24 protein-coding genes are annotated in these 24,627 nt (G+C 71.5%); 3 read left to right on the top strand and 21 right to left on the bottom strand.

The annotated features are described in order from the left end of the window. Positions 1 to 43 precede the first annotated feature (43 nt). Positions 44 to 1,018 (top strand): SMP-30/gluconolactonase/LRE family protein, encoded by a 975-nt coding sequence (locus ACNJ93_RS20500; RefSeq protein ID WP_418958863.1) that lies wholly within the window; start codon positions 44 to 46, stop codon positions 1,016 to 1,018. Between the two features lie 44 nt (positions 1,019 to 1,062). On the opposite strand, the gene ACNJ93_RS20495 is transcribed toward ACNJ93_RS20500, so the two are convergent. Then, positions 1,063 to 2,595 carry a DUF2079 domain-containing protein gene (locus ACNJ93_RS20495; protein ID WP_418958862.1) on the bottom strand — a complete coding sequence of 511 codons (1,533 nt, stop codon included), beginning with the start codon at positions 2,593 to 2,595 and terminating at the stop codon, positions 1,063 to 1,065. A gap of 113 nt (positions 2,596 to 2,708) precedes the next feature. Then, positions 2,709 to 3,668, bottom strand: a complete 960-nt coding sequence (locus ACNJ93_RS20490; protein ID WP_418958861.1) for a prepilin peptidase — start codon at positions 3,666 to 3,668, stop codon at positions 2,709 to 2,711. A gap of 111 nt (positions 3,669 to 3,779) precedes the next feature. Here ACNJ93_RS20490 and ACNJ93_RS20485 point away from each other — a divergent pair, with 111 nt between their 5' ends. Next, complete coding sequence (locus ACNJ93_RS20485; RefSeq protein ID WP_418958860.1) at positions 3,780 to 4,133, top strand: DUF192 domain-containing protein; 354 nt, start codon at positions 3,780 to 3,782, stop codon at positions 4,131 to 4,133. 99 nt (positions 4,134 to 4,232) lie between these two features. Here the strand turns inward: ACNJ93_RS20485 and ACNJ93_RS20480 are convergent, their stop codons facing one another. The 13 genes from ACNJ93_RS20480 to ACNJ93_RS20420 all read right to left on the bottom strand — a co-directional run bounded on the left by ACNJ93_RS20480 (position 4,233) and on the right by ACNJ93_RS20420 (position 19,345). Beyond that, positions 4,233 to 5,027 carry a hypothetical protein gene (locus ACNJ93_RS20480; protein WP_418958859.1) on the bottom strand — a complete coding sequence of 265 codons (795 nt, stop codon included), beginning with the start codon at positions 5,025 to 5,027 and terminating at the stop codon, positions 4,233 to 4,235. Between the two features lie 61 nt (positions 5,028 to 5,088). Then, positions 5,089 to 6,216, bottom strand: coding sequence for a hypothetical protein (locus ACNJ93_RS20475; protein WP_418958858.1), 1,128 nt, complete (start codon positions 6,214 to 6,216; stop codon positions 5,089 to 5,091). 98 nt (positions 6,217 to 6,314) lie between these two features. Further along, positions 6,315 to 6,641, bottom strand: coding sequence for a hypothetical protein (locus tag ACNJ93_RS20470; protein ID WP_418958857.1), 327 nt, complete (start codon positions 6,639 to 6,641; stop codon positions 6,315 to 6,317). Between the two features lie 92 nt (positions 6,642 to 6,733). Further along, positions 6,734 to 8,146, bottom strand: a complete 1,413-nt coding sequence (locus ACNJ93_RS20465; protein WP_418958856.1) for a polymorphic toxin-type HINT domain-containing protein — start codon at positions 8,144 to 8,146, stop codon at positions 6,734 to 6,736. A gap of 315 nt (positions 8,147 to 8,461) precedes the next feature. Next, positions 8,462 to 8,734 (bottom strand): Imm32 family immunity protein, encoded by a 273-nt coding sequence (locus tag ACNJ93_RS20460; protein WP_418958855.1) that lies wholly within the window; start codon positions 8,732 to 8,734, stop codon positions 8,462 to 8,464. 76 nt (positions 8,735 to 8,810) lie between these two features. Further along, on the bottom strand, positions 8,811 to 10,229 hold the full coding sequence (locus ACNJ93_RS20455; RefSeq protein WP_418958854.1) for a Hint domain-containing protein: 1,419 nt from the start codon (positions 10,227 to 10,229) through the stop codon (positions 8,811 to 8,813). Between the two features lie 217 nt (positions 10,230 to 10,446). After that, positions 10,447 to 11,250 carry a hypothetical protein gene (locus ACNJ93_RS20450; protein WP_418958853.1) on the bottom strand — a complete coding sequence of 268 codons (804 nt, stop codon included), beginning with the start codon at positions 11,248 to 11,250 and terminating at the stop codon, positions 10,447 to 10,449. Beyond that, entirely contained in the window at positions 11,247 to 12,797 is a 1,551-nt protein-coding gene (locus ACNJ93_RS20445; protein WP_418958852.1) for a polymorphic toxin-type HINT domain-containing protein, read from the bottom strand. Before ACNJ93_RS20445 ends, ACNJ93_RS20450 begins: the two co-directional genes overlap by 4 nt. A gap of 299 nt (positions 12,798 to 13,096) precedes the next feature. Beyond that, entirely contained in the window at positions 13,097 to 13,753 is a 657-nt protein-coding gene (locus ACNJ93_RS20440) for a class I SAM-dependent DNA methyltransferase (protein ID WP_418958851.1), read from the bottom strand. A gap of 9 nt (positions 13,754 to 13,762) precedes the next feature. Then, on the bottom strand, positions 13,763 to 14,683 hold the full coding sequence (locus ACNJ93_RS20435; protein WP_418958850.1) for a hypothetical protein: 921 nt from the start codon (positions 14,681 to 14,683) through the stop codon (positions 13,763 to 13,765). Positions 14,684 to 14,819: 136 nt separating this feature from the next. Further along, positions 14,820 to 16,568, bottom strand: a complete 1,749-nt coding sequence (locus ACNJ93_RS20430) for a polymorphic toxin-type HINT domain-containing protein (RefSeq protein ID WP_418958849.1) — start codon at positions 16,566 to 16,568, stop codon at positions 14,820 to 14,822. Between the two features lie 186 nt (positions 16,569 to 16,754). Next, complete coding sequence (locus tag ACNJ93_RS20425) at positions 16,755 to 17,357, bottom strand: SUKH-4 family immunity protein (RefSeq protein WP_418958848.1); 603 nt, start codon at positions 17,355 to 17,357, stop codon at positions 16,755 to 16,757. 152 nt (positions 17,358 to 17,509) lie between these two features. After that, positions 17,510 to 19,345 (bottom strand): hypothetical protein, encoded by a 1,836-nt coding sequence (locus tag ACNJ93_RS20420; protein ID WP_418958847.1) that lies wholly within the window; start codon positions 19,343 to 19,345, stop codon positions 17,510 to 17,512. Positions 19,346 to 19,465: 120 nt separating this feature from the next. Between ACNJ93_RS20420 and ACNJ93_RS20415 the strand changes: the two genes are divergently transcribed. Continuing rightward, positions 19,466 to 20,524, top strand: a complete 1,059-nt coding sequence (locus ACNJ93_RS20415; RefSeq protein ID WP_418958846.1) for a hypothetical protein — start codon at positions 19,466 to 19,468, stop codon at positions 20,522 to 20,524. Here the strand turns inward: ACNJ93_RS20415 and ACNJ93_RS20410 are convergent. The 6 genes from ACNJ93_RS20410 to ACNJ93_RS20385 form a co-directional block, all read right to left on the bottom strand. Next, positions 20,452 to 20,865 carry a hypothetical protein gene (locus tag ACNJ93_RS20410; protein ID WP_418958845.1) on the bottom strand — a complete coding sequence of 138 codons (414 nt, stop codon included), beginning with the start codon at positions 20,863 to 20,865 and terminating at the stop codon, positions 20,452 to 20,454. The two genes, ACNJ93_RS20415 and ACNJ93_RS20410, sit on opposite strands and share 73 nt — an antisense overlap. 25 nt (positions 20,866 to 20,890) lie before the next feature. After that, positions 20,891 to 21,490, bottom strand: a complete 600-nt coding sequence (locus ACNJ93_RS20405) for a DinB family protein (RefSeq protein ID WP_418958844.1) — start codon at positions 21,488 to 21,490, stop codon at positions 20,891 to 20,893. Positions 21,491 to 22,283: 793 nt separating this feature from the next. Further along, complete coding sequence (locus tag ACNJ93_RS20400; protein ID WP_418958843.1) at positions 22,284 to 22,925, bottom strand: OmpA family protein; 642 nt, start codon at positions 22,923 to 22,925, stop codon at positions 22,284 to 22,286. Beyond that, complete coding sequence (locus ACNJ93_RS20395) at positions 22,925 to 23,521, bottom strand: hypothetical protein (protein ID WP_418958842.1); 597 nt, start codon at positions 23,519 to 23,521, stop codon at positions 22,925 to 22,927. The genes ACNJ93_RS20400 and ACNJ93_RS20395 overlap by 1 nt, the downstream gene beginning before the upstream one ends. 28 nt (positions 23,522 to 23,549) lie before the next feature. Continuing rightward, entirely contained in the window at positions 23,550 to 24,206 is a 657-nt protein-coding gene (locus tag ACNJ93_RS20390) for a pilus assembly protein TadG-related protein (protein ID WP_418958841.1), read from the bottom strand. Beyond that, a complete protein-coding gene (locus ACNJ93_RS20385) occupies positions 24,203 to 24,433 on the bottom strand; it encodes a hypothetical protein (RefSeq protein ID WP_418958840.1) in 231 nt (76 codons plus the stop codon). The genes ACNJ93_RS20390 and ACNJ93_RS20385 overlap by 4 nt, the downstream gene beginning before the upstream one ends. Between the last annotated feature and the right edge of the window lie 194 nt (positions 24,434 to 24,627).

Raw genomic sequence — 24,627 nt, 5'->3', positions numbered from 1 at the left:
GGCACCGGAACCCCGGCGCCCCCGTGCCGCACCAGGAGAACCCATGCCCCGACTCCCCCGACTGGCCGCCACGGCCTCCGCCGCGCTCGCCCTCGCCGTCCTCGGCGCCGGCCCGGCCACCGCCCACGAGCCGACCGTCTCGAACCCGCGGATCGTCGCCCATTTCGACCTCGGAGCCGGACAGACGCCCGAGAGCATCGCCCTCGCCCCCGACGGCTCGGCCGTCCTGAGCTTCGCCTTCGCCCGCCAGGTCGCCCACGTGACCCCCCAGGGCGTGATCACCCGCCTCGTCGACCTGCCCGCCGTCACCTCTCCGGCGACCCCGATCATCGGCGTGGCCGCCGCCACCGGCCTGGCCCGCGCCAAGGACGGCACCGTCTACGTCAACTACGCCACCGGCACCGAGGAGGAGAACGGCGTCTGGCGCATCCCGGCCGACGGCGGCGCCCCCGTGCGGCTCGCCGCGCTGCCGCCGAACGGCTTCCCCAACGGCCTCGCCCTCGACGAGAAGTGCGGTGTCCTCTACGCCGCCGACTCCGTCCTCGGCACCGTCTGGCGCGTCCCGCTCGACGGCAGCACGCCCACCGCCTGGGCCACCGGCACCGCGCTCGAACGGCTGCCCGCGCCGGACGGCTTCGTCGGCGCGAACGGGATCAAGGTCCACAAGGGCGCCGTGTGGGTCTCCAACACCGACCGGAAGACCCTGCTGCGCATCCCGGTCGGCGACGACGGCACCGCCGGCCCCACCGAGGTCAGGGCGACCGGGCTGAACTGGATCGACGACTTCGCCTTCACCGGCCACGGCGACCACGTCGTCGCCGCGCTGATCGGGGAGGACCAGCTGGCCCTCGTCCGGCCCGACGGCACGCACAAGATCGTGCTCACCGAGCGGGACGGACTCGACAACCCCACGTCCGCGGCCGTCCGCAAGGGCACCCTGTACGTCGCCAGCGCGGCCTTCCTCTCACAGGGCGACCCCAACCTGCTGCTCGCCGACATCGACAAGAAGCACAAGTAGCAGGGCGCGGCGCCGTGCCGTCCGCGCCCGGACCCGGCGCCGGGCTACCCGTCGCGGCGGTGGAGCAGCGTCACACCGTCGCGGCGGGCCACCACCTCGTAGCCGTGCACCCGCTCCGCCGCCACGAGCTCCGCCTCCTGCTGCTCGAGCGGGTACGGCCAGTGGCCCGGCTTGTACGGCCACGCCTCGGGCGCCTCGCGGTCGTGCACGATCCACTCCGCGGTGGGCGCCGGCAGCCGCTCGCGGTCGTACCGGTACAACTCGCTGTCGACCGGGAACGTCGGGAAGACCACGACCGTGCAGCGCGAGGTCAGCTGCGGGACCAGCCGGTTCGAGGCGGCGACCGTCGCCCCGTCCGGGATGCGGTCGAGCAGCGCGCGGGCCGCCTCGATGTGCGGGGTGGTGCGCCACGTCGCCCGCTGGGCGAGCTGCGCCAGCGGGAACGACGGCAGCATCACGACCGCCACGGCCAGCACCGTCGCCAGCGAGGCCCGGACGTGCCGGGCGGCGAGCGGGTGCACCGCCCCCGAGGCGGCGTCCGGGACGCGCCACCGTGCCAGTACGTCGATCAGGCCCGCGAACACCACCGGCATCAGGATCGCGCTGTAGTGGAACGAGGTCCCCCAGTGGAAGCCGTTCTCCGACAGCATCCGCCAGGCGAGCGTCGGCGCCGTGATCAGCGCCAGCGGCGAGCGCAGCGCCAGCAGCGCGGACGGCGCGAAGACCAGCACCAGCGTCATCGCCTTCGCGTCCGGCCGCAGCAGGTCGAGCGGCGCGTGCGCGAGGGTGGAGAGCAGCGAGCCGTACCCGTCGGCGAGGTTGCCGCCGTGCGCGTACCCGCCGCCCGGGTTGAAGGCCGGCAGCAGCAGCGTGACCTCGACCGCCGAGCCGATCAGCCCGACGGCCGCCGTCAGCAGCCCCAGCCGGCGCGGGCCCTTCAGCGCGATGTACGCGCCCACCGCCGCCAGCGTCAGCCCCAGGTCCTCCTTGACCAGCAGCAGCGGCGCCGCCCAGGCGACCGCCGCGCGCCAGCGGCGCCGGCCCAGCGCCTCCAGGGCGAAGGCCAGCAGCGGCACCGCGAGCGCCACCTCGTGGAAGTCGAAGGCGGCGGCCGAGGCGATCCCCCAGCTCAGCCCGTACCCGGCGGCGACCACATGCGCCGCGCGCCGGCCGAGGACGCGCAGCGCCCAGCGGGCGAGCGGCACGACGGCGAGCGCGAGCAGCGCCGACTGCGCGACCAGGAGCAGCAGCGCCGAGGGCCAGAGCCGGTAGAACGGGGCGAGCACGGCGACCAGCGGGTGGAAGTGGTCGCCGAGCAGGTTGAAGCCCTCGCCGCGCAGCGGGACCACCGGAGCGCGCAGCTCGGCGTACGCGCGGACGGCCTGCTCGAAGATGCCGAGGTCGTAGCCGGTGGTCCTCAACAGCAGGTGGCGGCGCACGGCGACGGTGGCGTACAGCGCGCAGAGCACGGCGGCCCAGGCCCACGGGAGGAGCACCGCGCGGCGGGGCGGGGCCTGCCGGGCGGTGAAGACACGGGAGGCGGGCACGCGTTCCTGAATGTCAGTGGTTGTCCGCATATGGCTGGATGCTAGGGCGGACACGCCCTGATCTCCGGGAACGCACCGGGGAACGTCGGACGCGGTGGACGTCGGACGGGAACGTCAGGGCGGTGAACGTCGCGCAGTGAGCGTCAGGCGGTGGCGGAGAGGGCGCCGAAGACCACGCCGAGCAGCGCGCCGCCGATCATGAAGGGCCCGAAGGGGATCGCGGACTTGCGGTTCGCCCGGCGCAGCAGCACGAGGCCGAACCCGTACGCGCCGCCGAACAGGAACCCCGCGAAGGCGCCGATGAACAGGATCCCCCAGCCGTACCAGCCGAGCAGCACGCCGAGCGAGAGCGCGAGCTTCACGTCGCCGAAGCCCATGCCGTTCGGATTGATGACGAACAGCAGGAAGTACGCGGCGCCCAAGACCAGTCCGCCGAGCAGCGCGTGCGGGAACGAGCCCGCCGCGGCCGGCACCAGCGCGGCCACCCCGAGGAGCATCGGCGCGGCCACGGCGAGCGGCAGCGTCAGGTGGTCGGGCAGCCTGTGGACGCGCAGGTCGACGGTGGCGAGCAGCACGGCGAACGGCGCGCACAGCAGCCAGACCGCCAGCTCGGGCCGGAACCCGGTGGCCGCCGCGAGCAGGGCGCAGGCGAGCGCGGTGACGAGCGGGATGGCGGGGGTGGTGCGCAGCGGGACGCGGACGGGTGCGGGTGCGGGGGCCGGGTGGACACCGGCGTCCGCGACCCCGTTTCCGGTCGCGTCATCGCCGGTGGTGTCCTGGCCGATGGCGTCATGGCCGGTGGTGTCGTCGGCGGTGCTGCGGCCGGTGCCGGCCGGGACCTCGGCGGTTCGGTGCGCGCCGGACTTCGCCCCGGCGGTGACCTCCGCGGGCACGGGCCGCCGCACCGGGACGGCCACCGCGCACACCCGGCACTTCGTCCCGCCGAGCCAGCCGCGCGCCGGGCCCATGAGCGCATGGCCCTCGGGGCACTCGCCGCGCCACCGCTCCTCCGGCTCGACGGAGAGCCGGTACGCGGCACGCGGCACGAGCAGCCCGGTGGCGGCGCCCCACAGGGCGGCGACGGCGATCAGCGTGACGTACACGCTCCGACCCTACGGGCGCGCCCCGCGGCCGGTCTTGGGCCCAGGGGCCCACTGGCCGCGGGCACGGGGCCCAAGCCGCGCCGGCCGGGCGGGGCGCTACGGTCTTCGACCATGGCGAAATGGCGCAACGGCAAGGGCACATTGACCGTCCAGGGACGGACCGAGGCGATACCGGTCGAGATCGCCGCCTCGTACGGGACGCGGCGACGCGGCCTGCTGGGCCGCGACGGGATCGAGGGCGCGCTGCTGATCACCCCGTGCAACAGCGTCCACACCTTCCGGATGCGGTTCACCATCGACGTGGCGTACCTCAACCGGAACCTTGAGGTCGTCGCCGTGACGACCATGAAGCCCGGCCGGATGGGCCGCATCAGCCTGCGCGCCCGCCACGTGCTGGAGGCGGAGGCGGGCAGGATGGCGGAGTGGGGGGTCCGGCCGGGGGCGCGGCTGACGGTGGAGGCGTAGGGGAAGGGGAAGCGCAGGGACAGCGGCAGGGGCAGGCGGGCCGAGCATGGAAGCCGCCCGGGGCGGCACCTGCGCCGCCCACGGCCCCCTCCCCTTCGGCTACTTCTTCAGCTTGGCGACCTGGGCGGTGACGACGGCGGCCGGGATCTTCGGGGTCGCGGGCCCCTCGAAGTTGGCGGTGTAGAAGGTCGCGACGGTCGGCCCCTGGCGGACGACCTGGAAGACGAGCGGCACCGGGGCGCCCTCGAAGTCCGCGGTGAGCTGGTACGTGAAGCTGTCGTCGCCGACCCGCTGCGCCGGCAGTTCCTTGACGCCCTTGTACGAGGACGGGCCGGAGTCGCTGCGGGTGGTGAAGCCGCCCTGGCAGGCGGTGGCCGCGGCGCGGAGCCGGGACAGGACGGTCTCGGCGCTCGGCCCGTGGCTCGTCAGGTACGCGGAGACGGCCGGCTTGAGGTCCTTGTTGGCGCCGGTGAGCTGGCGGTAGGCGGCGGCCGAGCCGGTCGGCTCGGGCTTGCCGTTGAGGACGGAGATCAGCGGGGCGCACTCGGGCTTGTCGGAGATCTCGCCCTGCGGCGGCGGGGCGTCCATCGGGCCCACGTTGAAGCCGGGGACGTCGGCGGTGACGACCATCGCCTTCTCCAGCTCGGCCTTGGTCAGCGGCTTGCCCACGGGAGCGGCGGGCGTGCCGGCGGGGGACGAGGGCGTGGTGGCCGGGGCGCTCGGGGTGGGCTTCTGCTTCTGCGCGTTCTGCTTGTTCTGGTCGTTCTGCTCGGCGACGGTCTTGCCTTCGTCCTTCTTCTCACCGCCGTCGCCCTCGCAGGCCGTGGCCAGCCCGAGGGTGAGCGCGGCGGCGACTGCCGCCGTCGTGATCCGTGCGATGCGTCGTCGAGTCATGTACCGCACGTTAACAAGGCAGTTCGGGCAGAAGCATGGGCCCGGGGGCCCATAGCACGTGTCACGGCGGTCCGGAGCCGAGCAGGCTGAAGGCCCCGAACGCCCCGGAGGCGAGCGCGAGCACCCCGAGGACGGCTACCCGCCCGCGGACGGGCACCCGCAGGAGGGCGACGGCGGCGGGCAGGAGCAGGCCGAAGGCCGGCATCATCAGCCGCGGCCGGGAGCCGAAGTACGCGGCGCCGATCAGCGAGACGACGACGACGGCGACCGTGTAGACGAGCAGGGGCAGCGGCTGCCGCTGCCGTACGCAGAGCACGAGCACCCAGGCGAGCAGGGCGAGGGCGGCGCAGAGACCGAGCGCGGCGAGCGGCGGGCGGCTCGCGACGAAGCGGGCGAGCGCGACGCCGCCGTCGATGCTGTTGCCCCAGGCGGCCTGGACGTCGAAGTAGGCGGTGGCACTGCCGCGGCGGACGCCGACGTACACGATGTAGGCGAGCCAGCCGAGCGGCGCGAGCAGCACGCCGGCGGCGACGCGGGCGGGCAGCCGCCGTTCGCGTACGACGGTCACGACGGCGGTGACCCCCAGGGCCGCGACGAGCGCGGCGGCGGTGGGGCGGGTGAGGCCGGCGAGGGAGCAGAGCAGTCCGGCGAGGTGCCAGCGGTCGCGCAGGACGGCGTAGAGGGACCAGGCGGCGAGGGCGGTGAAGAGCGTCTCGGTGTACGCCATGGACTGCACGAACGCGGTGGGGTACACCCCCCACAGCACGGCCAGCAGGATGCCGGCGTCCCGTCCGGCGACGTGCGCCCCGACCGCGTAGATCCCCCAGGCCGCCGCGAACCCGGCGGCCCAGGCGAGGACGAGCCCGGCGGTGGCCGCGTCGAACGGCGACACGGCGGCGAGGGCCCGCTCCAGGGCGGGGAACAGGGGGAAGAACGCGAGATCGGAGTGCACGTCACCGTTCGGCAGGGTGACCTGGTACCCGTACCCGTCCTCGGCGATCCGCACGTACCAGACCGCGTCCCACCGCCCCTTGAGCCGGTGCAGCGCGTCCTCCCCCTGGACGCCCGCGGCCGCCGCGAACACCGCCATCCCCACCACCCGCACGACGGCATAACCGAGCAACGCGGGGGCGACGGCGACGAGGCGGGCGGAGGCCCGGCGGGAAGGAAGGTCCTGGTCGACGGACATGCGCTCGATTATGTCCGCTGCGCCTGCGCCGCCCTCGCACGGCTCAGGCTCCGCCGGCTGCGGGAGCCGATGTCGACGACCCGGTGGGTGGACACCGTCTATGGGCCCGCCTCGACGGTGATCAGGGAGACGTCGGGGAGGGCGGTGGGCGGTTCGTCCCCGTACCACGCGTACTCGATCGCGGAGAGACAGCCGTCGGTGACCCAGAGGAGGATCTCCCCGAAAAGCGAACCCGATGCGTCCACCACCGTGGCGTCCACCGGAATGACCCCGGCGACCGCCGTGGATCGAGGAGCCTCCTCCGATACCCGCAGATCGACGCTGGGAGAATCCTCTCCCCATTTCGCGACGACCTGAACGAAGTCGACTTGAGCCCGGAGTTCCACCGCGCCAGGGAAATCACTGGCGAGGATCAGCTCGACCACGGCCTTCTCATGTGCGCTCAGGGGACGAGGGGTGATCGGAACAGGCACGGAAGAAGCCTCCTGATGGTCGCACCCTCGGGGCGGCAGCCACTCTAGCGGTTGAACTTCGCCGGAATGAACGCCGTACCGAGCCGGGGAACTCCGTTCACCACGGCTCCTCGAATCGTCACCGTCTCGCCCTCGATCACTCGCGTCACCACGTACTTTCCCGAAGCGGGCAGATCCGTCGCCCCACGAAGGCTGTCGAGCAGCGCACGAAGGGCTTGCTCGCGGCCTCCGGCCTTGGCCACCAGATCCTCGAAGCCGTGTTTGGGCGGGTCGATCACGTGCTCAAGATTCGCCGGCGTGTTCCACGTCTCCCACGCCTGCTCCAGAGTCTCGTCCGTCACACCACAGTCGGGGCCCGTGTTGTGGACGAGAACGGGCGTGGTCCCGGCGAGTACGTAGTACGTGTGGATGCCCGCGACGGACAGGTCGTGCGTGGTCTGCCGCTGGGTGAACCGGTCCACCTTCGCGACGGTGAGGGTCGCCCCGGACGGGACGCGGAGCAGGTCGCCGGTCTCGATGTCGCCGGCGTCGGCCCAGCGGCGCTCGTCGACGAGCCAGAACGGGTGCGTGTCCGTGGCCGTGACCGTGCCCGCGGCGGTCGTCAGACGGGTGAAGTCCTTGTCGTCGTGGGTGGTGAAGGTGCGCGTGACCGTACGCAGGGTCGTCAGACCGGTGACGGGGTCCGTGGCGAGGACCTCGTCGCCGAAGCGGACGGACTCGATCGGGACGGTCAGACCGGCGGCGGTCAGGACCCGGGTGCCGGGCGGGAAGCTGTGCTTCGTCGGGCACTTCGTGGGTTCTTCGTCCGGCTTCTTCTCGTCTGGCTTGTCCTTCTTTTCTTGGTCGACCTTCTTCTTGGCGTCGTCGAGTTTCTTCTGGGCGTCCTGGACCTTCTTGCGGTTCTTGATCAGGTCCTTGATGCCGTCGTAGAGATCGCCGCCGTGCTTCTTCAGCTTGCCGATCAGCTCGGCGGCCTTCTTCCACTTCCACGGAGCCCCATACTTCGCGGCCAGCTTTCCGACCGCGCCGCCGACGAGACTCGTCAGAATGTTGATGAGCGTGTCGGTGCAGGCGCCCATGTCGCCCTTGGTGATGCAGTCGAGCGCGTCCGTGATGCCGAGCTCCTCGGCCAGGATCTTCGCGAGCTCCTTCGCCGCTTCCTTGGCCTTGTCGCCGGCGTCCTTCTCCGCCTTCTGCGCGTCCTGGAGCTCCTTCAGCGCCTTGTCGTAATCGATCTGCGCCTGCGACTTGGGCTGATCGCCGCCGTTGCCCGCCGGCTGATCGCCCTTGCCGTCCGAGCCGTCGGCCCGGTCGTCCGCACCACCGCCGCAATTGTCGCCGCCCGTGGCCTCACAGACGGCCGTCTTGAAGCTGCCCGCCAGCTCCGGGCCCATGTTCGTCGCCAGGAGCGCACCGACGATCGCCACGACGACCACGATCAGACCGACATACTCCAACGCCCCCTGCCCCGACTGCGACCTGCGCAGCCCGAACAAACGACCCCCCGTACGCGGCATCAGCGTGCGTAAACGACGCCGGACCCTGCGAACACCCGGAAGCAGCGACATACACCCGACGCTACGGACCGGTCGACGCTGCGTCATGGGTCCTGAGGCCCAAAGGCGGGCCTCTGCAGACGATTTCAGGCGAGGCGGCCGGCGGTGCGACGCAGGCCGGCAGCGAACCCGGCGGCGTTCTCGCGGAAGCAGCCCACCTGCTGCATGAAGGAGAGTTCGGACGGGACTGCCAGCTCAGGCCTCATCGGTAGGGCGTCATTCCGAGGTTTCCGGGGCCCTTTCGAGGATCAGGTCGACCGCGGAATCGATCTCCTGGTCCGCAGTCAAGTGGAGATGGGCACCGGGGCGTACGCCGTCCTGCGCGAGCGTGAGCAGGTGGCGCGCCAGGGAGGTCAACCCGGCGGCATTCGCCTTGATGATCACCTCCGTCGAGCCGGCCACCACCTCGATCTCGAACCCGTCGTCCCACGCGAACCGCAGCCCACCGCCGTCGGTCGGGTACTCGGGTACATCGATCGTGCGATCCATTTCTCACCGTTCGTCGTCGTCCAGCACGCCATGGCCGGCGGCTTGCCGCCGTCGCCCTCCGGTCAGCGTATGAGAGCTACTTCAGGTAGATGTGCCGGTTCTCGACCACCATCTGCTTGCCCGGCTTGCGCGGGTTGGGCGCCAGGCGCTCGAAGTTCATGTGCGGACCGCCGCCGTGCTGCCCGGTGATGTCCGATTCGCCCATCCGGGCCACGCGCGTTCCGTCGGCCGAGACGTACCGTCCGCTGCCCGGCACCGGCTCCGTGTAGCCGGGGCCCAGCCACTTCTCGGCCGCCGTGAGGGCGTCGTCCGTGGGGATGCGGGTCCCGTCGACCGGGTGGCCGTCCGCGTCGTACTCGTTCTCGGACTTCCAGGGATCACACGGGTTGTTGTTGTGGACGAGGACGCTCACGGCACTTCGGCCGACGCCGACGTAGTAGCTGTGCAGCCCGCTGACCGTCAGGTCATGGGTGGTCTGCTGTCGCGTGAACCGGTCGACGGACAGGACGGACAGGGTCGCCCCGGACGGGACGCGGAGCAGGTCGCCGGTCTCGATGTCGCCGGCGTCGGCCCAGCGGCGCTCGTCGACGAGCCAGAAGGGGTGCGTGTCCGTGGCGGTGACCGTACCGGCGGACGTGGAAAGCCGCGTGAAGTGCTTGTCGTCGTATGTCGTGAACGTCCGGCTGACCGTACGGAGCATGGTCAGCCCGGTCATCGGATCGGTGGCGAGGACCTGGTCGCCGAGGCGGACGGACTCGATCGGGACGGTCAGGCCACCGGCGGTCAGAACCCGGGTGCCGGGCGGGAAGCTGTGCTTCGTCGGGCACTTCGTGGGTTCTTCGTCCGGCTTCTTCTCGTCTGGCTTGTCCTTCTTTTCTTGGTCGACCTTCTTCTTGGCGTCGTCGAGTTTCTTCTGGGCGTCCTGGACCTTCTTGCGGTTCTTGATCAGGTCCTTGATGCCGTCGTAGAGATCGCCGCCGTGCTTCTTCAGCTTGCCGATCAGCTCGGCGGCCTTCTTCCACTTCCACGGAGCCCCATACTTCGCGGCCAGCTTTCCGACCGCGCCGCCGACGAGACTCGTCAGAATGTTGATGAGCGTGTCGGTGCAGGCGCCCATGTCGCCCTTGGTGATGCAGTCGAGCGCGTCCGTGATGCCGAGCTCCTCGGCCAGGATCTTCGCGAGCTCCTTCGCCGCTTCCTTGGCCTTGTCGCCGGCGTCCTTCTCCGCCTTCTGCGCGTCCTGGAGCTCCTTCAGCGCCTTGTCGTAATCGATCTGCGCCTGCGACTTGGGCTGATCGCCGCCGTTGCCCGCCGGCTGATCGCCCTTGCCGTCCGAGCCGTCGGCCCGGTCGTCCGCACCACCGCCACAGTTGTCGCCGCCCGTCGCCTCACAGACCGCCGTCTTGAAGCTGCCCGCCAGCTCCGGACCCATGTTCGTCGCCAGGAGCGCACCGACGATCGCCACGACGACCACGATCAGACCGACATACTCCAACGCCCCCTGCCCCGACTGCGACCTGCGCAGCCCGAACAAACGACCCCCCGTACGCGGCATCAGCGTGCGTAAACGACGCCGGACCCTGCGAACACCCGGAAGCAGCGACATACACCCGACGCTACGGACTCCTCACCGTGGAGTCATGGGCCCAGAGACCCAAAGGGCGCTATCTGTAGGCAAGTTGATGATCAGCCGGGACGTGTCGCCCCGGCTGTCAGTCGGCCCAGGTGTGGCGCGGGCGACGGGTGCGCCACCAAGGGGCGTCCGCCGGGGCCGCCGGGTCCTCCTCCGTGAGCTCGCGGAAGAGCGCGTCGACCTCGGCGGTCGCGGCGGCCAGCGCCGCCCCAGCCGGCTCCGGCGCCTCGGCGAGCTCCCGTTCGAGGAAGTCGCGCGTGCGCAGGTCCTCCGCGTACAGCTCCGGCAGGTAGCGCCCGGCCGGCGGCCAGCCGGCCGCCATGCGCCGGACCAGCCGCTCCCAGACGGTCAGCGAGACCACGGCCGGGCCGTCGAGGCCGAGCGCCGAGGCGACGGGCGTCGCGATCGGCTCCTCCCGCAGGATCTCCGCCAGCGGGGTCACCTTCGCGAAGGGGAAGGCCAGGGACGGGGCCTCGACGGCGTCGACCGTGTACGTCGGCGTCTCCTCGTCCGAGGCGAGCAGCCGAAGACGGGTCACCGTGCCGCCGGGGTCGGCCAGCCAGTACGTCTCCGGATCGGCCCGCTCGTCCGGGTACAGGACGCCCGCCCCGGTCCGCCCGGCGAGCGCCGCCGCCAGCGCCGGCTCGCCGGCCGAGCCGTCGGCGCCCTCCTCGTCCCGGACGTACAGGTCGAGGCTCATCGCGAGGTCCCCGCGCAGGTAGTGGTACGTGCACAGGACGTCGGCCTCCCAGTCGCGGGCGTCCTGGTCGCCTTCGTCGTGGCAGACGTCCACCCGCTCGGCCGGCACCCCGACCGCGTCGGCGAGCGCCGCGGCGAGTCGGGACGGTTCGAGGCGCCGGCTGATCAGGAGATCCGCGATCACGACTTCTTGTTTCCTTCCCAGACCTCCCTGGCCCGCTGCACGACCTCGGGGTGGTTCTTGTACCTCGGGTTCATCTCCAACTGCTTGGCGGCGCCCTTGTCGCCCTTCTCCGCCTTGGCGATCAGCTGCATGGCCGAGTACTCGTGGCTGTTCATCTCGATCAGACCGGGACCGCTCTTCGGGAAGACCGTACCGTTGTCCTTCACCTGGTACGTGCGACCGTTGATCTCGTACGTGTTGCCGTCGTCGAGGAACTTGCCCTTGCCCTGGGAGATGCCCTTGATGTCCTCGTCGATCTGAGCGCGCATGCTGTCCGGGATGACGGTGTTCTTCTCCTTCACCTCGTTCTTGGCCGCGGCCTGACTGATGTAGTGCCGGCGGTGCGGCCGCTTGAGGACCTTGCCCGCGGCCGGGCCCTCGATGTCGTCGCGGGCCTGCCACTCGCAGTCGTTGTTGTGGACGAGTACGGACGACGTGCCCATGCCCACGTAGTACGAGTGGAGACCGGCGACCTCCAGGTCGTGCGTGGTCTGCCGCTGCGTGTACCGGCTCACGGCCGTGACCTGGAGCGTCGAGCCGGACGACAGGCGGAGCAGGTCGCCGGTCTCGATGTCGCCGGCGTCGGCCCAGCGGCGCTCGTCGACGAGCCAGAACGGGTGCGTGTCCGTGGCCGTGACCGTGCCCGCGGCGGTCGTCAGACGGGTGAAGTCCTTGTCGTCGTGGGTGGTGAACGTGCGCGTGACCGTGCGCAGGGTCGTCAGACCGGTGACGGGGTCGGTGGCGAGGACCTCGTCGCCGAGGCGAACGGACTCGATCGGGACGGACAGGCCGCCGGCCGCCAGGACCCTGGTACCGGGCAGGAAGCTGTGACTGACCGGGCAGGTCGTCGGCTTGTCGTCCGGCTTCTCCTCGTCGGGTTTGTCCTTCTTCTCCTGGTCGACCTTCTTCTTGGCGTCGTCGACCTTCTTCTGGGCGTCCTTGACCTTCTTGCGGTTCTTGATGAGGTCCGTGATGCCGTCGTACAGGTCGCCGCCGTGCTTCTTGAGCTTCTTGATCAGCTCGGCGGCCTTCTTCCACTTCCACGGAGCGCCGTACTTCGCGGCCAGCTTGCCGACCGCGCCGCCGACGAGACTCGTCAGGACGTTGATCAGCGTGTCCGTGCAGGCGCCCATGTCGCCCTTGGTGATGCAGTCGAGCGCGTCCGTGATGCCCAGCTCCTCGGCCAGGATCTTCGCGAGTTCCTTCGCCGCTTCCTTGGCCTTGTCGCCGGCGTCCTTCTCCGCCTTCTGGGCGTCCTTGAGTTCCTTCAGGGCCTTGTCGTAGTCGATCTGCGCCTGGGACTTCGGCTTGCCGTCGTCGACGGCCGGCTGGTCGCCCCCGCCGTCCGTACCCGACGCCTGGTCGTCCGCACCGCCGCCACAGTTGTCACCGCCCGTGGCCTCACAGACCGCGGTCTTGAAGCTGCCGGCCAGTTCCGGACCCATGTTGGTCGCCAGGAGCGCGCCGACGATCGCCACGACGACCACGATCAGACCGACGTACTCCAACGCCCCCTGGCCGGACTGCGCATGGCGCAGCCCAAGCAGCCGAGCGTCGGTACTCGGCGTCAACGCGCGAGCGCGACGCCGGATTCTGCGGAACCCCCGTGACAGCCACATGGGCTCGACCCTACGGACGACACCGCTGGTGATCATGGGCCCTGAGGCCCAATCAGTGCCCGTTCTCGCGATCTTTGGGCCCAAGCGTGCTCATCTGCCCGGACAGAGCGTGCTCATCTGCCTGGACAGAGCGTGCTCATCCGCCCGGACAGAGCGTGCTCATCTGCCTGGACAGTGGGGCAGTGGCGTCACGGCCGGCGGCGGGCCAGGACGATGCCGCCGAGGGTGCTCTCGGCGGAGGTCAGGGTCCGGTGCGTCCTGGCGGTGAAACCGGCGTCGTCCAGGCGGGCGGCGAGGCCGCTCTGCCGGCGGCGGTGGACGTAGATCTTCATGGGGTGGCCGCCGTACCCCTCCGTCTTCAGCGTCGACTCGTCCCCGACGTGGAAGCCGAGAAGCAGCGGCGCGCCCGGCCGGAGCACCCGGTGGAAGTGGCCGAGGACCGCGTCGAGTTCGTCCTCCGGCACGTGGATCAGCGAGTACCAGGCGACGAGTCCGGCCAGCGAGCCGGCGTCGAGGGCGAGGTCCGTCATGGAGCCGACGTCGAAGCGGAGGCCGGGGTGCTCGCGCCGGGCCACTTCGATCATGCGCGGCGACAGGTCGATGCCGAACGCGTCGAGGCCCAGTCCGGCAAGGTGGGCCGTGATGCGGCCGGGTCCGCAGCCCACGTCGGCCACCGGACCGTCGCCGTTGCTCCGCACCTCGTCCGCGAAGAGGGCCATGACGGCGCGTTCCTCGGGCGTCTCGTCCAGGAGGCCGCGAACGTAGTCCGCGTAGCTCTCGGCGACCGTGTCGTAGGACGTCCGTGTGTCGTCGAGCCAGCTGTCGGTGTTCGGTGCGCTTTCCACGCGCGCAGGCTACTGGGCGGGGCGGGGCCAGTCGACGCGGCGGCCGTCGCGCTCGAAGGTCTCCTCGACGGCGGGCCAGTCCTCGGCCCACTCGGCGTGAACGTCGACCGTGACGGCGGGGTCGCCGGCGATCCGGATCATCACGCCCTTGGCGTCCGGGCCCTCCTCCGGCCACCCGAGATCGGCCACGCGGTCGACTCGTACGTACCGGCCGGTGTCGCGGCCCTCGACGATGCGGCCGACGACTCCGTAGTGGGGCACGGCGTTCGCGTACCGGGCGAGGACGGCGGAGCGGTCCACGGTCGCGGTCACGCGGAGCCCGGGGGCGGGCGCGGGCGGCTGGTCGGTGGTGGTTCGGTGCCAGGCGGCGGCGACCGCCATGTAGGACCGGCCGTCCTCGGCCGCGGTCGCGCGGAGCGCGGGCAGGTCCGGCTCGGCGGCGCCTGTCTCAAGGGTCCGCACGTCGCGTTCCTGCGCCGCCAGCTCCTGGGCGGCCAGGTCCTCGCCCGCACGCTCGCCGAGTGCGGCGGCGAACTCCGCAGCCGCCAGGGCGACCTGCGTCAGACCGAAGGAACTGCCTCCGAGTACGACCCCGAGTGCGGTGTCGGCCACATCGACGGCTTCGGCGGCCAGCTCGTCCCGTGGGTCGGGGTCGTCACCGCCGCTGCTCTCCGACAGGTCCTCCACGAGCTGCTGCAGCTCGTCGTAGACCTCGCTCACCCGCTCGTCGTCCACGGGTCCGGGCGACCACAGCAGCTCCAGGGCCCGGAGCAGGGACTCGGGAGCGGCGGAGGCTCCGGACTCGGCGTGTGCCCAGAAGGCGACCGCGGCGGTCCGCTCCACACAGGCCGCCATGAAGGCGACGGCCTGGTCGAAGGGGGCCGAGAAGGCGAAGCCCTTCACCTTCTCCGACAGCTCCACGTCGTTCATGTCTCTCCTACTTCCGCCGGCTGCCGGCCGCCGACCGCCCTCGGCGTTCGCCCGCTGGCAGTCTAGGACGTGCGGCCCCGGGGCCCCGGCCTGTCCGCCGGCGTGCGGGGCCCCGGCCTTTCCGCCGGCGCGCGGCTCACTTCTTCTTCGTGGGCAAGGCACCGGCATCAGGGAACCAGAACGTCCGCACGCCGCTGCCCTTGCCGGGCATCACGTCGCCGGCCACCTCGCCACCGCCCGCGTTGATCAACGGCTTGCAGGTCTCCAGGCAGACGTTCCTGGAGGCGCCGCCGGCGATCGGCTGACCACCGAGGTCCCTGATGTAGAGCATGAGCTTCTGCTCGGCGTGCTTCGCGTTCTTGTAGTTCTTCAGGACGGGCACGTGGCCGTTGGCCTTCGCCGCCGCGATCTGCGCCGGGGTCAGCTTCTTGCCCTGGCCGCTCAGCGCGACGAACGTACGCTCCTCCCACTCACCCGTCGCGGGATTCTGGATCCGGGCCCGGACCACCGCCGTCGTGTAGTCCCGATCGGCGTACTCCTTCGCCTTCGCCCCGGCCTCGTCCTCGGCCTTCTTGATCTCCTCCTCGGACTTGCCCTCCTTCTGGGCCTGCTCGCGCGCCTTCTTCCGCGCCTCCTCGACCTTCTCCTTGGCCAGGACTTCCTGGTAGTCGGACGCGGACTTGGCGTTCTGGTTCGCCAGGTCTTTCAACTGGGCCGGAGTGCGCGCCTTCGCCTTGTTGCAGTCGTTGTTGTGGACGAGGACGCTCTCGGCGCCGCGGCCGACGCCCACGTAGTAGCTGTGCAGGCCGGCGACGGTCAGGTCGTGCGTGGTCTGGCGCTGGGTGAACCGGTCCACCTTCGCGACGGTCAGGGTGGCGCCGGAGGGTGCGCGGAGCAGGTCCCCGGCCTCGATCGCGCCGGCGTCCGCCCAGCGGCGCTCGTCGACGAGCCAGAACGGGTGCGTGTCCGTGGCCGTGACCGCGCCCGCCGCGGTGGTGATCCGCGTGAAGTCCTTGTCGTCGTGGGTGGTGAACGTGCGCGTGACCGTGCGCAGGGTCGTCAGACCCGTGACCGGGTCGGTCGCCAGGACCTCGTCGCCGAGACGGACGGACTCGATCGGGACGGACAGGCCACCGGAGGTCAGGACCCGGGTGCCCGGCGGGAAGCTGTGGCCGACGGGGCAGTCGGTGGGCTTGTCGTCCGGCTTCTTCTCGTCCGGGTTGTCCTTCTTCTCGTCGTCGAGTTTCTTCTTGGCGTCGTCGAGTTTCTTCTGGGCGTCCTTGACCTTCTTGCGGTTCTTGATGAGGTCCGTGATGCCGTCGTACAGGTCGCCGCCGTGCTTCTTGAGCTTCTTGATCAGCTCGGCGGCCTTCTTCCACTTCCACGGAGCGCCGTACTTCGCGGCCAGCTTGCCGACCGCACCGCCGACGAGACTCGTCAGGACGTTGATCAGCGTGTCCGTGCAGGCGCCCATGTCGCCCTTGGTGATGCAGTCGAGCGCATCGGTGATGCCCAGCTCCTCGGCCAGGATCTTCGCGAGCTCCTTCGCCGCTTCCTTGGCCTTGTCGCCGGCGTCCTTCTCCGCCTTCTGCGCGTCCTTGAGTTCCTTCAGCGCCTTGTCGTAGTCGATCTGCGCCTGGGACTTCGGCTTGCCGTCGTCGACGGCCGGCTGGTCGCCCCCGCCGTCCGTACCCGACGCCTGGTCGTCCGCACCGCCGCCACAGTTGTCACCGCCCGTGGCCTCACAGACCGCGGTCTTGAAGCTGCCGGCCAGTTCCGGACCCATGTTGGTCGCCAGGAGCGCGCCGACGATCGCCACGACGACCACGATCAGACCGACGTACTCCAACGCCCCCTGGCCGGACTGCGCATGGCGCAGCCCCAACAGACGACCCTTCGTGCGCGGCATCACCGCCCGCACGCGTCGCCGAACTTTGCGCAGACCCCGTGACAACGACATGCTCATGACTTTACGGTCATACGTTCGCCCGCACATGGGCCCAGGGGCCTATGTGCCGATCTGTGAGTGTCCGTCAGTGTGTGTACGCGGCGCGGGGTTTAGGGAGTCGGCTCAGCTCAGCGTCAGGCTTTCCCACCAGCTCTGACCGGTCGCGGAGAGGGCCGTCGCCTCCGGGTCCCGCTCGACGCACCAGGCGGCGAAGCGGTCCAGGCACCAGGCGAAGGTGTCGTGGTCCCCGCGCTCCTCCAACGGATCGACGACATCGCAGAAGCAGATCCAGCGCCAGACCGTCTCGACGTACGCGGCGACCGAAGTGTTCACCGGACCGCCGGTGGTGTTGCCGGGACGGGGCACGCCGAACACCGTCCCCGCTCCTTCCACCGCCCCGTACTCGCGCAGCCGGCTGTCCGCCAGCCGGTAGGCAGCCCGCTCGCGGTTCTCGCCGCCCGCGCCGTCGGCGTCGCCCGCACCGGGGACGGTGAGCATCGGGCGAGGGCCGTCCTGGAACGCGGCGGTCGGGTTGTGGGACGCGGCTCGGGGGTCACGCCTGGCGGGCAGACCCCACCGTACGAGCGCCTCGACGTCTCCGGCAGGGAGCCGCCAGGTGCGTACGACGGCCCCTGGACGCGCCGTCACGTACGGAGCCGCGCCCGTCAATGCGTCCAAGTCCCGCGCGAGCAGGCCCTCCAGAGCGCGCCGGATCTCCTTGTCCACGCGCCCACGCTATCCGGAGCACTGCACCGTCGGTCGGCATCGGCGGCGCCCGGCCCCGTGCGAGGACCGTCGTCGCGTGGAGAGCCGCGCGTCCGGGGCGGGCGTCTCCTCGGGCACCGGACGGCGCACCGTCCGGCGTTCGTGGTGCGCCGTCACGGCAGTGTCCCGCCGTGCACCGCGTCGAGGAGGCGGACGGCCGCCTCGCGGAGCACGGAGTCCGGGTGGCGGGCGCCGTCGTCGAGGAGCGGGAGGGCGGAGGCCATGCGGCGGCGGCCGTGCGCGAGGGCGTCGACGGTCGGCCGGGCCGCGTCCGGCAGGAGGGCCATCTCGGTGAGGGCGCGCAGGGCGTCGAGGCGAGGGCCTGCGGGGCCCGTGCCGTGGACGACGACGTCGGCCAGGAGCGGTGCCGTGTCGTCGGTGCGTCCCGTGATGCGCCAGACCGCGGCCGCTGCCGCGGCGCGTCTCTCGCGCGTGACGGCCTTCAGGTGGGGCTCCACGTCGGGCAGCAGCTCCGCGCCCGCCGGGCCGAGGCGGCCCGCCGAGGGCAGTGCCGCGGCCGCGCGGTCGGTGCGCAGTGCGGCCCGTACGCGCGCGAGCGCCGGGCGGGGCTCGCCGGTGGCGTGCAGGTACGCGAACGCCGCCGCCTCGCCGCCGGCCTCCGCCGCGGCCCGGAGGGCCGGTATGACCTCCGGAGCCTCGTGGGCTCCCGCCAGGACGGCACACGCCTCCTCGGACTTGGGCGCCAGGCGGACGAGCGTCGGCAGGCAGCGGGCGGCGTGCTGCGGGAAGCCGTCCAGGACGCCCGCCCAGGCGGTCGCGGCGGGGACGTCGTCGGCCACAAGGTCCGCGACGCGGGCCGCCAGCGGCTCGGCCGCCGGGCCGTAGACCTCCGCCGCCGCGCGTACGGCGAGCTCCGTCCCCTGCTCGGAGGGCAGTTCGTCGAGCAGCCGCAGGACGTGGGCGAGCGCACCCGGCACACGGAAGCGCACCGCCGCCACCACCGCGGCCGTCCGCAGCGCCGGGTCCGTGGCTGCCAGGTGGGGTACGAGCCAGGGCTGCTCCTCGCCGCCGGGGAAGGTCTCGCCGAGGCGAGCCAGCCCGTGCAGCTGGTGCGGGTACGCCAACTCCGCGACGAGCCACGGCAGTACCGCGCGCTCGCAGTCGCGCCACCGCTCCACCAGCTCCCCCGCCGAGGGCAGCACGCCACCGCTCTCCGTCACCGCGAGCAGCGCCGCGTCGGGGTCGTCGAGGAGCCGGTCGGCGAGCGTGCGGTACGGCTCGGGCCACTGCGCGCCGTGCTGCACCACCGGGTGCTCGCGGTGCACGGCGACGGCCCGGCGCACCAGGTCGGGCGGGAGCGGCAGCGGCGCGGTGCGCAGCAGGTCGGTGACGGCGGCGAGCCGTACGGCGGCGGGCTCCTCCGTCTCGTGCAGCAGGGCGGTCGCGCGTGCGGTACGGGCGGTGTCGTCGAGGTCGAGCAGGCCGAGGGCGGTGACGACGTCCGCCCGTACCTCCGCGTCCTTCTCCTCGTCGAGCCGGGCGCGCAGGAGCGGCATCAGGGGCAGGGCGACGTCGCCGGCGGCGGCGATCAGCCACACCATGGCCTGCCGCACCGCCGGGGCGTCGTCGGCGACCAGCGGCAGCAACGACGGGAGCGTCTCGGCCATGGCCCGCCGCACCGCCGCGCGTTCCGCCCGGCTGCCCGCGCCGTCCGCGATGCCGCCGACCAGCCACAGCAGTTCCCTGCGGTGTCCGGGTCCGTGCAGGGCGAGCCGCGCGAGGTGCGGCAGCGCGGCGGCGGACGCCGTGTATATGGAGCCCTGGTGGCACAGCGACGAGACCAGCTCCTCCATCGCCTCCTCGCGTGCGTCCGCGTCCGCGGACTCCATCGCGTGCAGCAGCCCGGGAACGTCCTCGGCGCTCCCGTACGCGTGCTCCAGCGCACGCCAGTCGGCGTCCGCCGTCATCCCCCACACCGTCTCGGTCATGAGTCGACGATAGGGCCCGGGAACGACACCGCCGGAGTTGTCCACAGGTGAAAAGTCCTGCGGCCGAGGGGTTGTCCACAGGGGATGCGGGATCGGGGGCGTCGGTGGATCGTTGCCGGCATGCGCGAACTCGACCTCACGGTGATGGCCAGGGGCGGAATCCTCCTGACCGCATGGGCTTTGGACGCCGGCGTATCGCCGGGCGGCCTCCGCGGTGTGCTGCGCACCGAGGGCTGGCAGCGGCTGTGCCGGGGCGCGTGGGCGGTGCCGGGCACGGACGTGGACTGGAGGACGAGGGCCAGGGCGATACAGCTGCTCGCACCGGAGCTCGTGTGCAGTCACCGCACCGCCGCCGCGGTCCTGCGCATCGAACTCCTCTCGGACGAGGAGGACGACGTGGAGACGCTCGAGTTCGTCCACCCGCGCCGCGCCGCCGACCGGCCCGGGGTCCGGATCCACCGCGTGCCCGCGCTCTCCGCGGAGGACCACGTGGTGCGCAGAGGGCTGCGGGTGACGACGCCCGCGCGTACCGTCGCCGACCTCATGCGCGCCGCCCGCTGCCGGGAGGAGGCGGTGGTGCCGGCGGACTCGGCCCTCGCGCGGCGCGTGATCAGGGGCGTGCGCCGCGACGCCCTGGTCGACGCCGAGGCCGTGGCCGCCGAACTGCGGGCCCGGCGGCCGGGCGCCCCGGCGGCCCGCAGATGGCTGCGCCTGACCGACCCGGGCGCGGGCTCGCCCGCCGAGACGGTGGCCCGGCTGCACCTCCACGACGCGGGCCTGCGCCCGGAGTGCCAGCCGGTGCTGCACACGCCGAGCGGCAGAGCCGTCCGCCCCGACTTCTACTTCCGCGCGGCCGGTCTCGTCGTCGAGATCGAGGGCTACGCCTTCCACGGCACACGGCACGCCCACGAACGCGACATCCGCCGCTACAACGCGCTCTCCGGCTGCCCCGGAGTGCGCAGGATCCTCCGCTTCACGGCGGCGGAGGTGTTCGCCCGCCCGGCCGAGGTCGTCAGGACGGTCGCAGCCGCCCTGGCGGGCCTGGAGGCCGAGCAGGACCCGTCACCGCCGCGCCGGCCCCGCAGACGGACAAGAGCCGGCCACCGTCAGGAGGCCGTGGCGGTGGGCCACCAGGGCCGCAGCTCCGCGAACTTGGCCGCCATCACGGGCCCCAGATGAACCTCGAAACCGCACCCGGGCTGCCCCTCGTAGGGCAGGTCGTACAGGAAGGACGTCACGATGACCGAATACGCCCCCGGCACCGCCCGCCGGGACTCCCCCTCCAGGAACGCCAGGACCGCACGCCAGTCGGGTCCCTCCGGGTCACCCTCGCCGAGATAGGACCGGAGGGTCTCCGGAAGGACGTCCAACATGAAGAAAACATGCGGAAGGACACCCCCTTCCTCCAGCACATGCGACTCGTACGCTTCCTCGAACCCCGGCACCTGCGCCACGAGATCCTCGACGAGCCGCACCGCGGCCCGGGCCTCGTCAGGGTGCTGTCGCGGCGTCGTCGTCATGCCGGAACGGTACGCGACGCCCCCGTCAGCCCGACGCAGCGTCCGCCTCCCGGGCGGCGCGCTCCAGACGGTCCCGGTGCTCCCGCCAGTAGTCGGCGCCGCCGGGAGCCAGGTCGGTCTTGTCCGGCCGCGCGCCGACGGCCCCGTCGATCGTCTCCCGCACGATGTCGGCGTGCCCCGCGTGCCGCTGGGTGTCGGACAGCACCCGCACCAGCACGTGGTGCAGGGTCACCTTCCGCCGCTCCTCGGGCCACCAGGGCACGTCCCCGGTCGCGTCGAGCGGCAGATCCGCGAGGGTCGCGTCGGCGTGCCGCCAGGCCCGCCGGTAGAGCTCCACGATCTCCTCGCGCGACTCCTCCGGCGTCGCCCACATGTCGGCGTTGTCCTCGGCGGTCACCCCGTACCAGGCCGGCGGCTCCTCGAAGTACGGCCGCCCGAAGGTGTCCCCGAAGTACCCGAACTCCACACCGGCAAGGTGCTTGAGCAGCCCGAGGAGATTGGTACCCGTCGGAGTCACGGGCCGTCGGACGTCGTACTCCGACAGCCCCTCGAGCTTCCAGACAAGCGCATCACGAGCATCCTGCAGATAACGGACAAGATCCGCCTTGACCTGAGAGTCGTCCATGCCCGCGAGTCTCCCACCGCCCACTGACAACGCCCCGCCCCCGCTCCTCGGCGCGGCCGCCGGCCACCCTGGGGCGACCGGAGGCACCGGCCGACCGGAGGTCAGGCCGGAGACCAGGCCGGCCGGCGCCCCACCGCCGCTATCGGATCCACGGCACCCGCCGCGGCCGCCGATGCCACCACCAGCCCCGTTCGCGCACCGCTGCTCCCGACCGGGTCACACCGCCCGGGAACTCCCCACCGTCGTCGTCCGTGTGGGAGCGGTAGATCGCGTCGATCTCATCCGTCGCCCGCTCCAGAGGCCCGCGCAGCGCAGGCTCGGCCATGCACAACCGCTCGGCGTACAGCTCGCGACTGCGGGACCGGGGACTCGACCGACTCGACCCTCACCAGCCGCTCCTCGTCGCCCGACTGCGTGATCCGGGCGCGGATCACCTGTCCGTCCGGCAAGGCCGCCCAGTACACCGACGGTGCACCCGGCCCCACCCCCGGACAGAGCACCGTCGTACCCATCACGGCGGCAAGGCGCACGGCAGCCGCGCGCTCGTCGGCCGTCCTGGTCACCGTCGAGGTCTGTGACGTCCACGTCCGAGGGCGCCACGCCGAGCACCTGGGCCAGAGCGCGCGCCATCGTGTCAGGTGTCGGCCGATGCGCCGTCAAGAAGTTGTCATTCACCTGTAGGTCCGGTCGTACACGGCCTTGGCCTACGTCCGCGCGAGCGCTCAACGAGACGGGGCCGCACGGGAATCGTCCCGTGCGGCCCCGGTCTTTCAGGGTGCTGTGCTTCGCGAGGTCACGCGCCGCCGGCGGCGCGCTGGAAGGAGACCTCCACGCGGCGGTTCTTCTTCCGGCCCTCTTCGGTGTTGTTGTCGGCGATGGGGTACTGCTCGCCGTAGCCGCGGATCTCGTACGTGATCCCGGCGGAGGCCAGCTCCTTCGCCAGCACGGTGTGGACGGCCTCGGCGCGCTGCTTGGACAGCACGTCGCCGTGCGCCGAGGAGCCCAGGTTGTCCGTGAAGCCGAACACGCGGACCTTCTTCGCGTCCTGCTTCTTGATCTCGGCCGCGATGGCCGCGATCCGCGCGTTCGCGGCGGACGACAGCTTGGCGCTGTCCTTGCCGAACAGCACCTCCGCCTGGAGCGCGAACTTGATGTCGGTGTTCGTGTCCTCCCGACGCTCGTTGCCCTCCAGGTCCTCGACGACGGACTTGATGTCGAGCACCTTGGCGGGCGCGAGGGTGCCGCCCTCGGGGAGCTTGAGGTCGGGATCGTTCGGATCGATCTTCACCGGCGGCGCGGCGGACGCCGACGGGTACGGGTTCTCATCGGCGAGAGCATTCGGCGCGGCCAGCAGCCCGAGCGCGAGCGCCCCGGTGACGGCGACACCGGCCACGCGCACGGCGTTGCGCCGGGTACGGGTCAGAGTCAGGGTCATCAGGAGATCTCAATCGTGCCGGTGGTGAAGCCCGGGAACGTGACGCCGACCTCGGTGGTCGACGTGGGCGGAGCCGGGAACTGGGCGAAGAACGACAGCGAACCGCCCGCCTTGATCGGCGACGTGTACTTCGTCGTGGTCAGCGGACGGTTGTCCGTGTCCCGCAGCACGTAGTACCGCTTCTTCTCCTTGGAGTCGGTCAGCGTCATCGCCGCGAAGGAACTGCCCGTCATCGCGACGTCCTGCTCCTGGCCGTTCCACTGGATGGGCGTGGAGTAGTCCTCCGTGCCCGTGTTCTTCATCGTGCCCGTGACCGTGAGGAAGCCACCCGCGTCGCGCTTCGCCTCGTGGATCACCATCTCAAGGCCCTTCTCGCCCTTGAAGGTGGCGATGACCTTGCTGCTGTCCGGGTAGGTCTTGCCGTCGCCGCCCTTCGACGGCTGGTCCTTTCCGGTGCCGGAGGACGAGGACGAGGAGGTGTTCTCCTTGCCCGTACCGTCGTCGCCCCCACAGGCAGACAGCGTGAAGGTCAGGGCTGCCGCCAACAGGGCGGCTGCGCCGGCCCGACGCGTCGTCCTCACATGCCGAATGCTCATGAATGGTGTTCCTTTGCTTCGCTCGCGGTCAGTCCTCGGCCAGACGGACGTTGAACAGGTCCGCCATGCCCGGAAGGAGGTCTAGATTGCCTGGGTCGATCTCCCAGTCCCTGCCGTCACACTCGAGACCGCCGAGAGAGGGCTTCTTGTCGTTGCCCTTGCCCTCATCGTCGTCGTCCCCGTCCTCGGGCTTGGGCACCTCGGGGGGTTCGAACTGACAGCGAAACTCGACCACGGCCGTGGCCTTGGATTCCGCGTAGTCCGTTTCCGTCCCCTCGACGATGCTCTTGCCCACCGGCTTCGTCGCCCTGACGTCCACCGTCACGCCCCAGCGGCCGTCCCACAGCTCCTTGCAGCTGACCTGCTGGGCGTCGTTGGCTCGCGCGAAGCGCGGTGACTCCCAGCAGCCGTTCCGCCGCTCGGGCACGTTGCCGTTGTTGAACAGAGCCACCAGCCAGGGCACATCCCGCGCCAGGATGTGCTGACGAAGCGCGTCGTCGAGGTCGTCCCGGGATTCCTGGGCCGCGGCGAGAGCAGCGGCGTCCGCCGCCGTCTGTGCCTTGTTGCGGCTGACATCCGCCTGACCGAACGCGAAGAACATCAACGCGAGAAAGAGCAGGCCGACCACCGCTGCGATGTACAGCGGTGCGGCCTGCCCTGACTCGCGGTGAGAGCGAGACGTCACTTGATGACGCTCTCGATCTTCTCCTTGAACTTGTTCGCGATGGTCTCGCCCATGTTGGTCTGCAGCAGGGCGGCGAGGATGGCGACCACGAGGATCGTGATGCCGACGTACTCCATCGCGCCCTGACCACGGTCCCGGCGCTTCTGCAGGGCGTCGACGCGGGTGTTCACCCAGGAGCCGACGTAGACCTTGGTGGTGGCGGCAGCCTTCAGCATGACGTCGTTCATGATGTTCCCCTCCGGGTTCGGCCGACCGATTGCCGGCCGACTCTGCGTAAGTCTTCGTGTCGTTCGCGCTTCCGGCTTCCTCCTGGCCGGTCTCGCTGTCGACATGAGAAACGTACGCCGGGGCGACACCCTCGGGCATGGGCCCCAGGGCCCAACTCCGGTCCCAACGCGGGGATTGGGCCCGGACGGCCGCG

Origin of the sequence: Streptomyces tritici, from assembly GCF_048500665.1 — a bacterium.
Classification (GTDB): domain Bacteria; phylum Actinomycetota; class Actinomycetes; order Streptomycetales; family Streptomycetaceae; genus Streptomyces; species Streptomyces tritici.
This window is presented reverse-complemented; position numbering and strand designations above follow the sequence as displayed.

What these genes read in the sequence shown, in the direction of transcription:
- ACNJ93_RS20500 (WP_418958863.1), top strand. Translation starts at nt 44, where the DNA reads ATGCCCCGACTCCCCCGACTGGCCGCCACGGCCTCCGCCGCGCTCGCC.
- ACNJ93_RS20495 (WP_418958862.1), bottom strand. Translation starts at nt 2,595, where the DNA reads ATGCGGACAACCACTGACATTCAGGAACGCGTGCCCGCCTCCCGTGTC.
- ACNJ93_RS20485 (WP_418958860.1), top strand. Translation starts at nt 3,780, where the DNA reads ATGGCGAAATGGCGCAACGGCAAGGGCACATTGACCGTCCAGGGACGG.
- ACNJ93_RS20480 (WP_418958859.1), bottom strand. Translation starts at nt 5,027, where the DNA reads ATGACTCGACGACGCATCGCACGGATCACGACGGCGGCAGTCGCCGCC.
- ACNJ93_RS20475 (WP_418958858.1), bottom strand. Translation starts at nt 6,216, where the DNA reads ATGTCCGTCGACCAGGACCTTCCTTCCCGCCGGGCCTCCGCCCGCCTC.
- ACNJ93_RS20460 (WP_418958855.1), bottom strand. Translation starts at nt 8,734, where the DNA reads ATGGATCGCACGATCGATGTACCCGAGTACCCGACCGACGGCGGTGGG.
- ACNJ93_RS20435 (WP_418958850.1), bottom strand. Translation starts at nt 14,683, where the DNA reads ATGAACGACGTGGAGCTGTCGGAGAAGGTGAAGGGCTTCGCCTTCTCG.
- ACNJ93_RS20420 (WP_418958847.1), bottom strand. Translation starts at nt 19,345, where the DNA reads ATGACCGAGACGGTGTGGGGGATGACGGCGGACGCCGACTGGCGTGCG.
- ACNJ93_RS20415 (WP_418958846.1), top strand. Translation starts at nt 19,466, where the DNA reads ATGCGCGAACTCGACCTCACGGTGATGGCCAGGGGCGGAATCCTCCTG.
- ACNJ93_RS20410 (WP_418958845.1), bottom strand. Translation starts at nt 20,865, where the DNA reads ATGACGACGACGCCGCGACAGCACCCTGACGAGGCCCGGGCCGCGGTG.
- ACNJ93_RS20405 (WP_418958844.1), bottom strand. Translation starts at nt 21,490, where the DNA reads ATGGACGACTCTCAGGTCAAGGCGGATCTTGTCCGTTATCTGCAGGAT.
- ACNJ93_RS20400 (WP_418958843.1), bottom strand. Translation starts at nt 22,925, where the DNA reads ATGACCCTGACTCTGACCCGTACCCGGCGCAACGCCGTGCGCGTGGCC.
- ACNJ93_RS20395 (WP_418958842.1), bottom strand. Translation starts at nt 23,521, where the DNA reads ATGAGCATTCGGCATGTGAGGACGACGCGTCGGGCCGGCGCAGCCGCC.
- ACNJ93_RS20385 (WP_418958840.1), bottom strand. Translation starts at nt 24,433, where the DNA reads ATGAACGACGTCATGCTGAAGGCTGCCGCCACCACCAAGGTCTACGTC.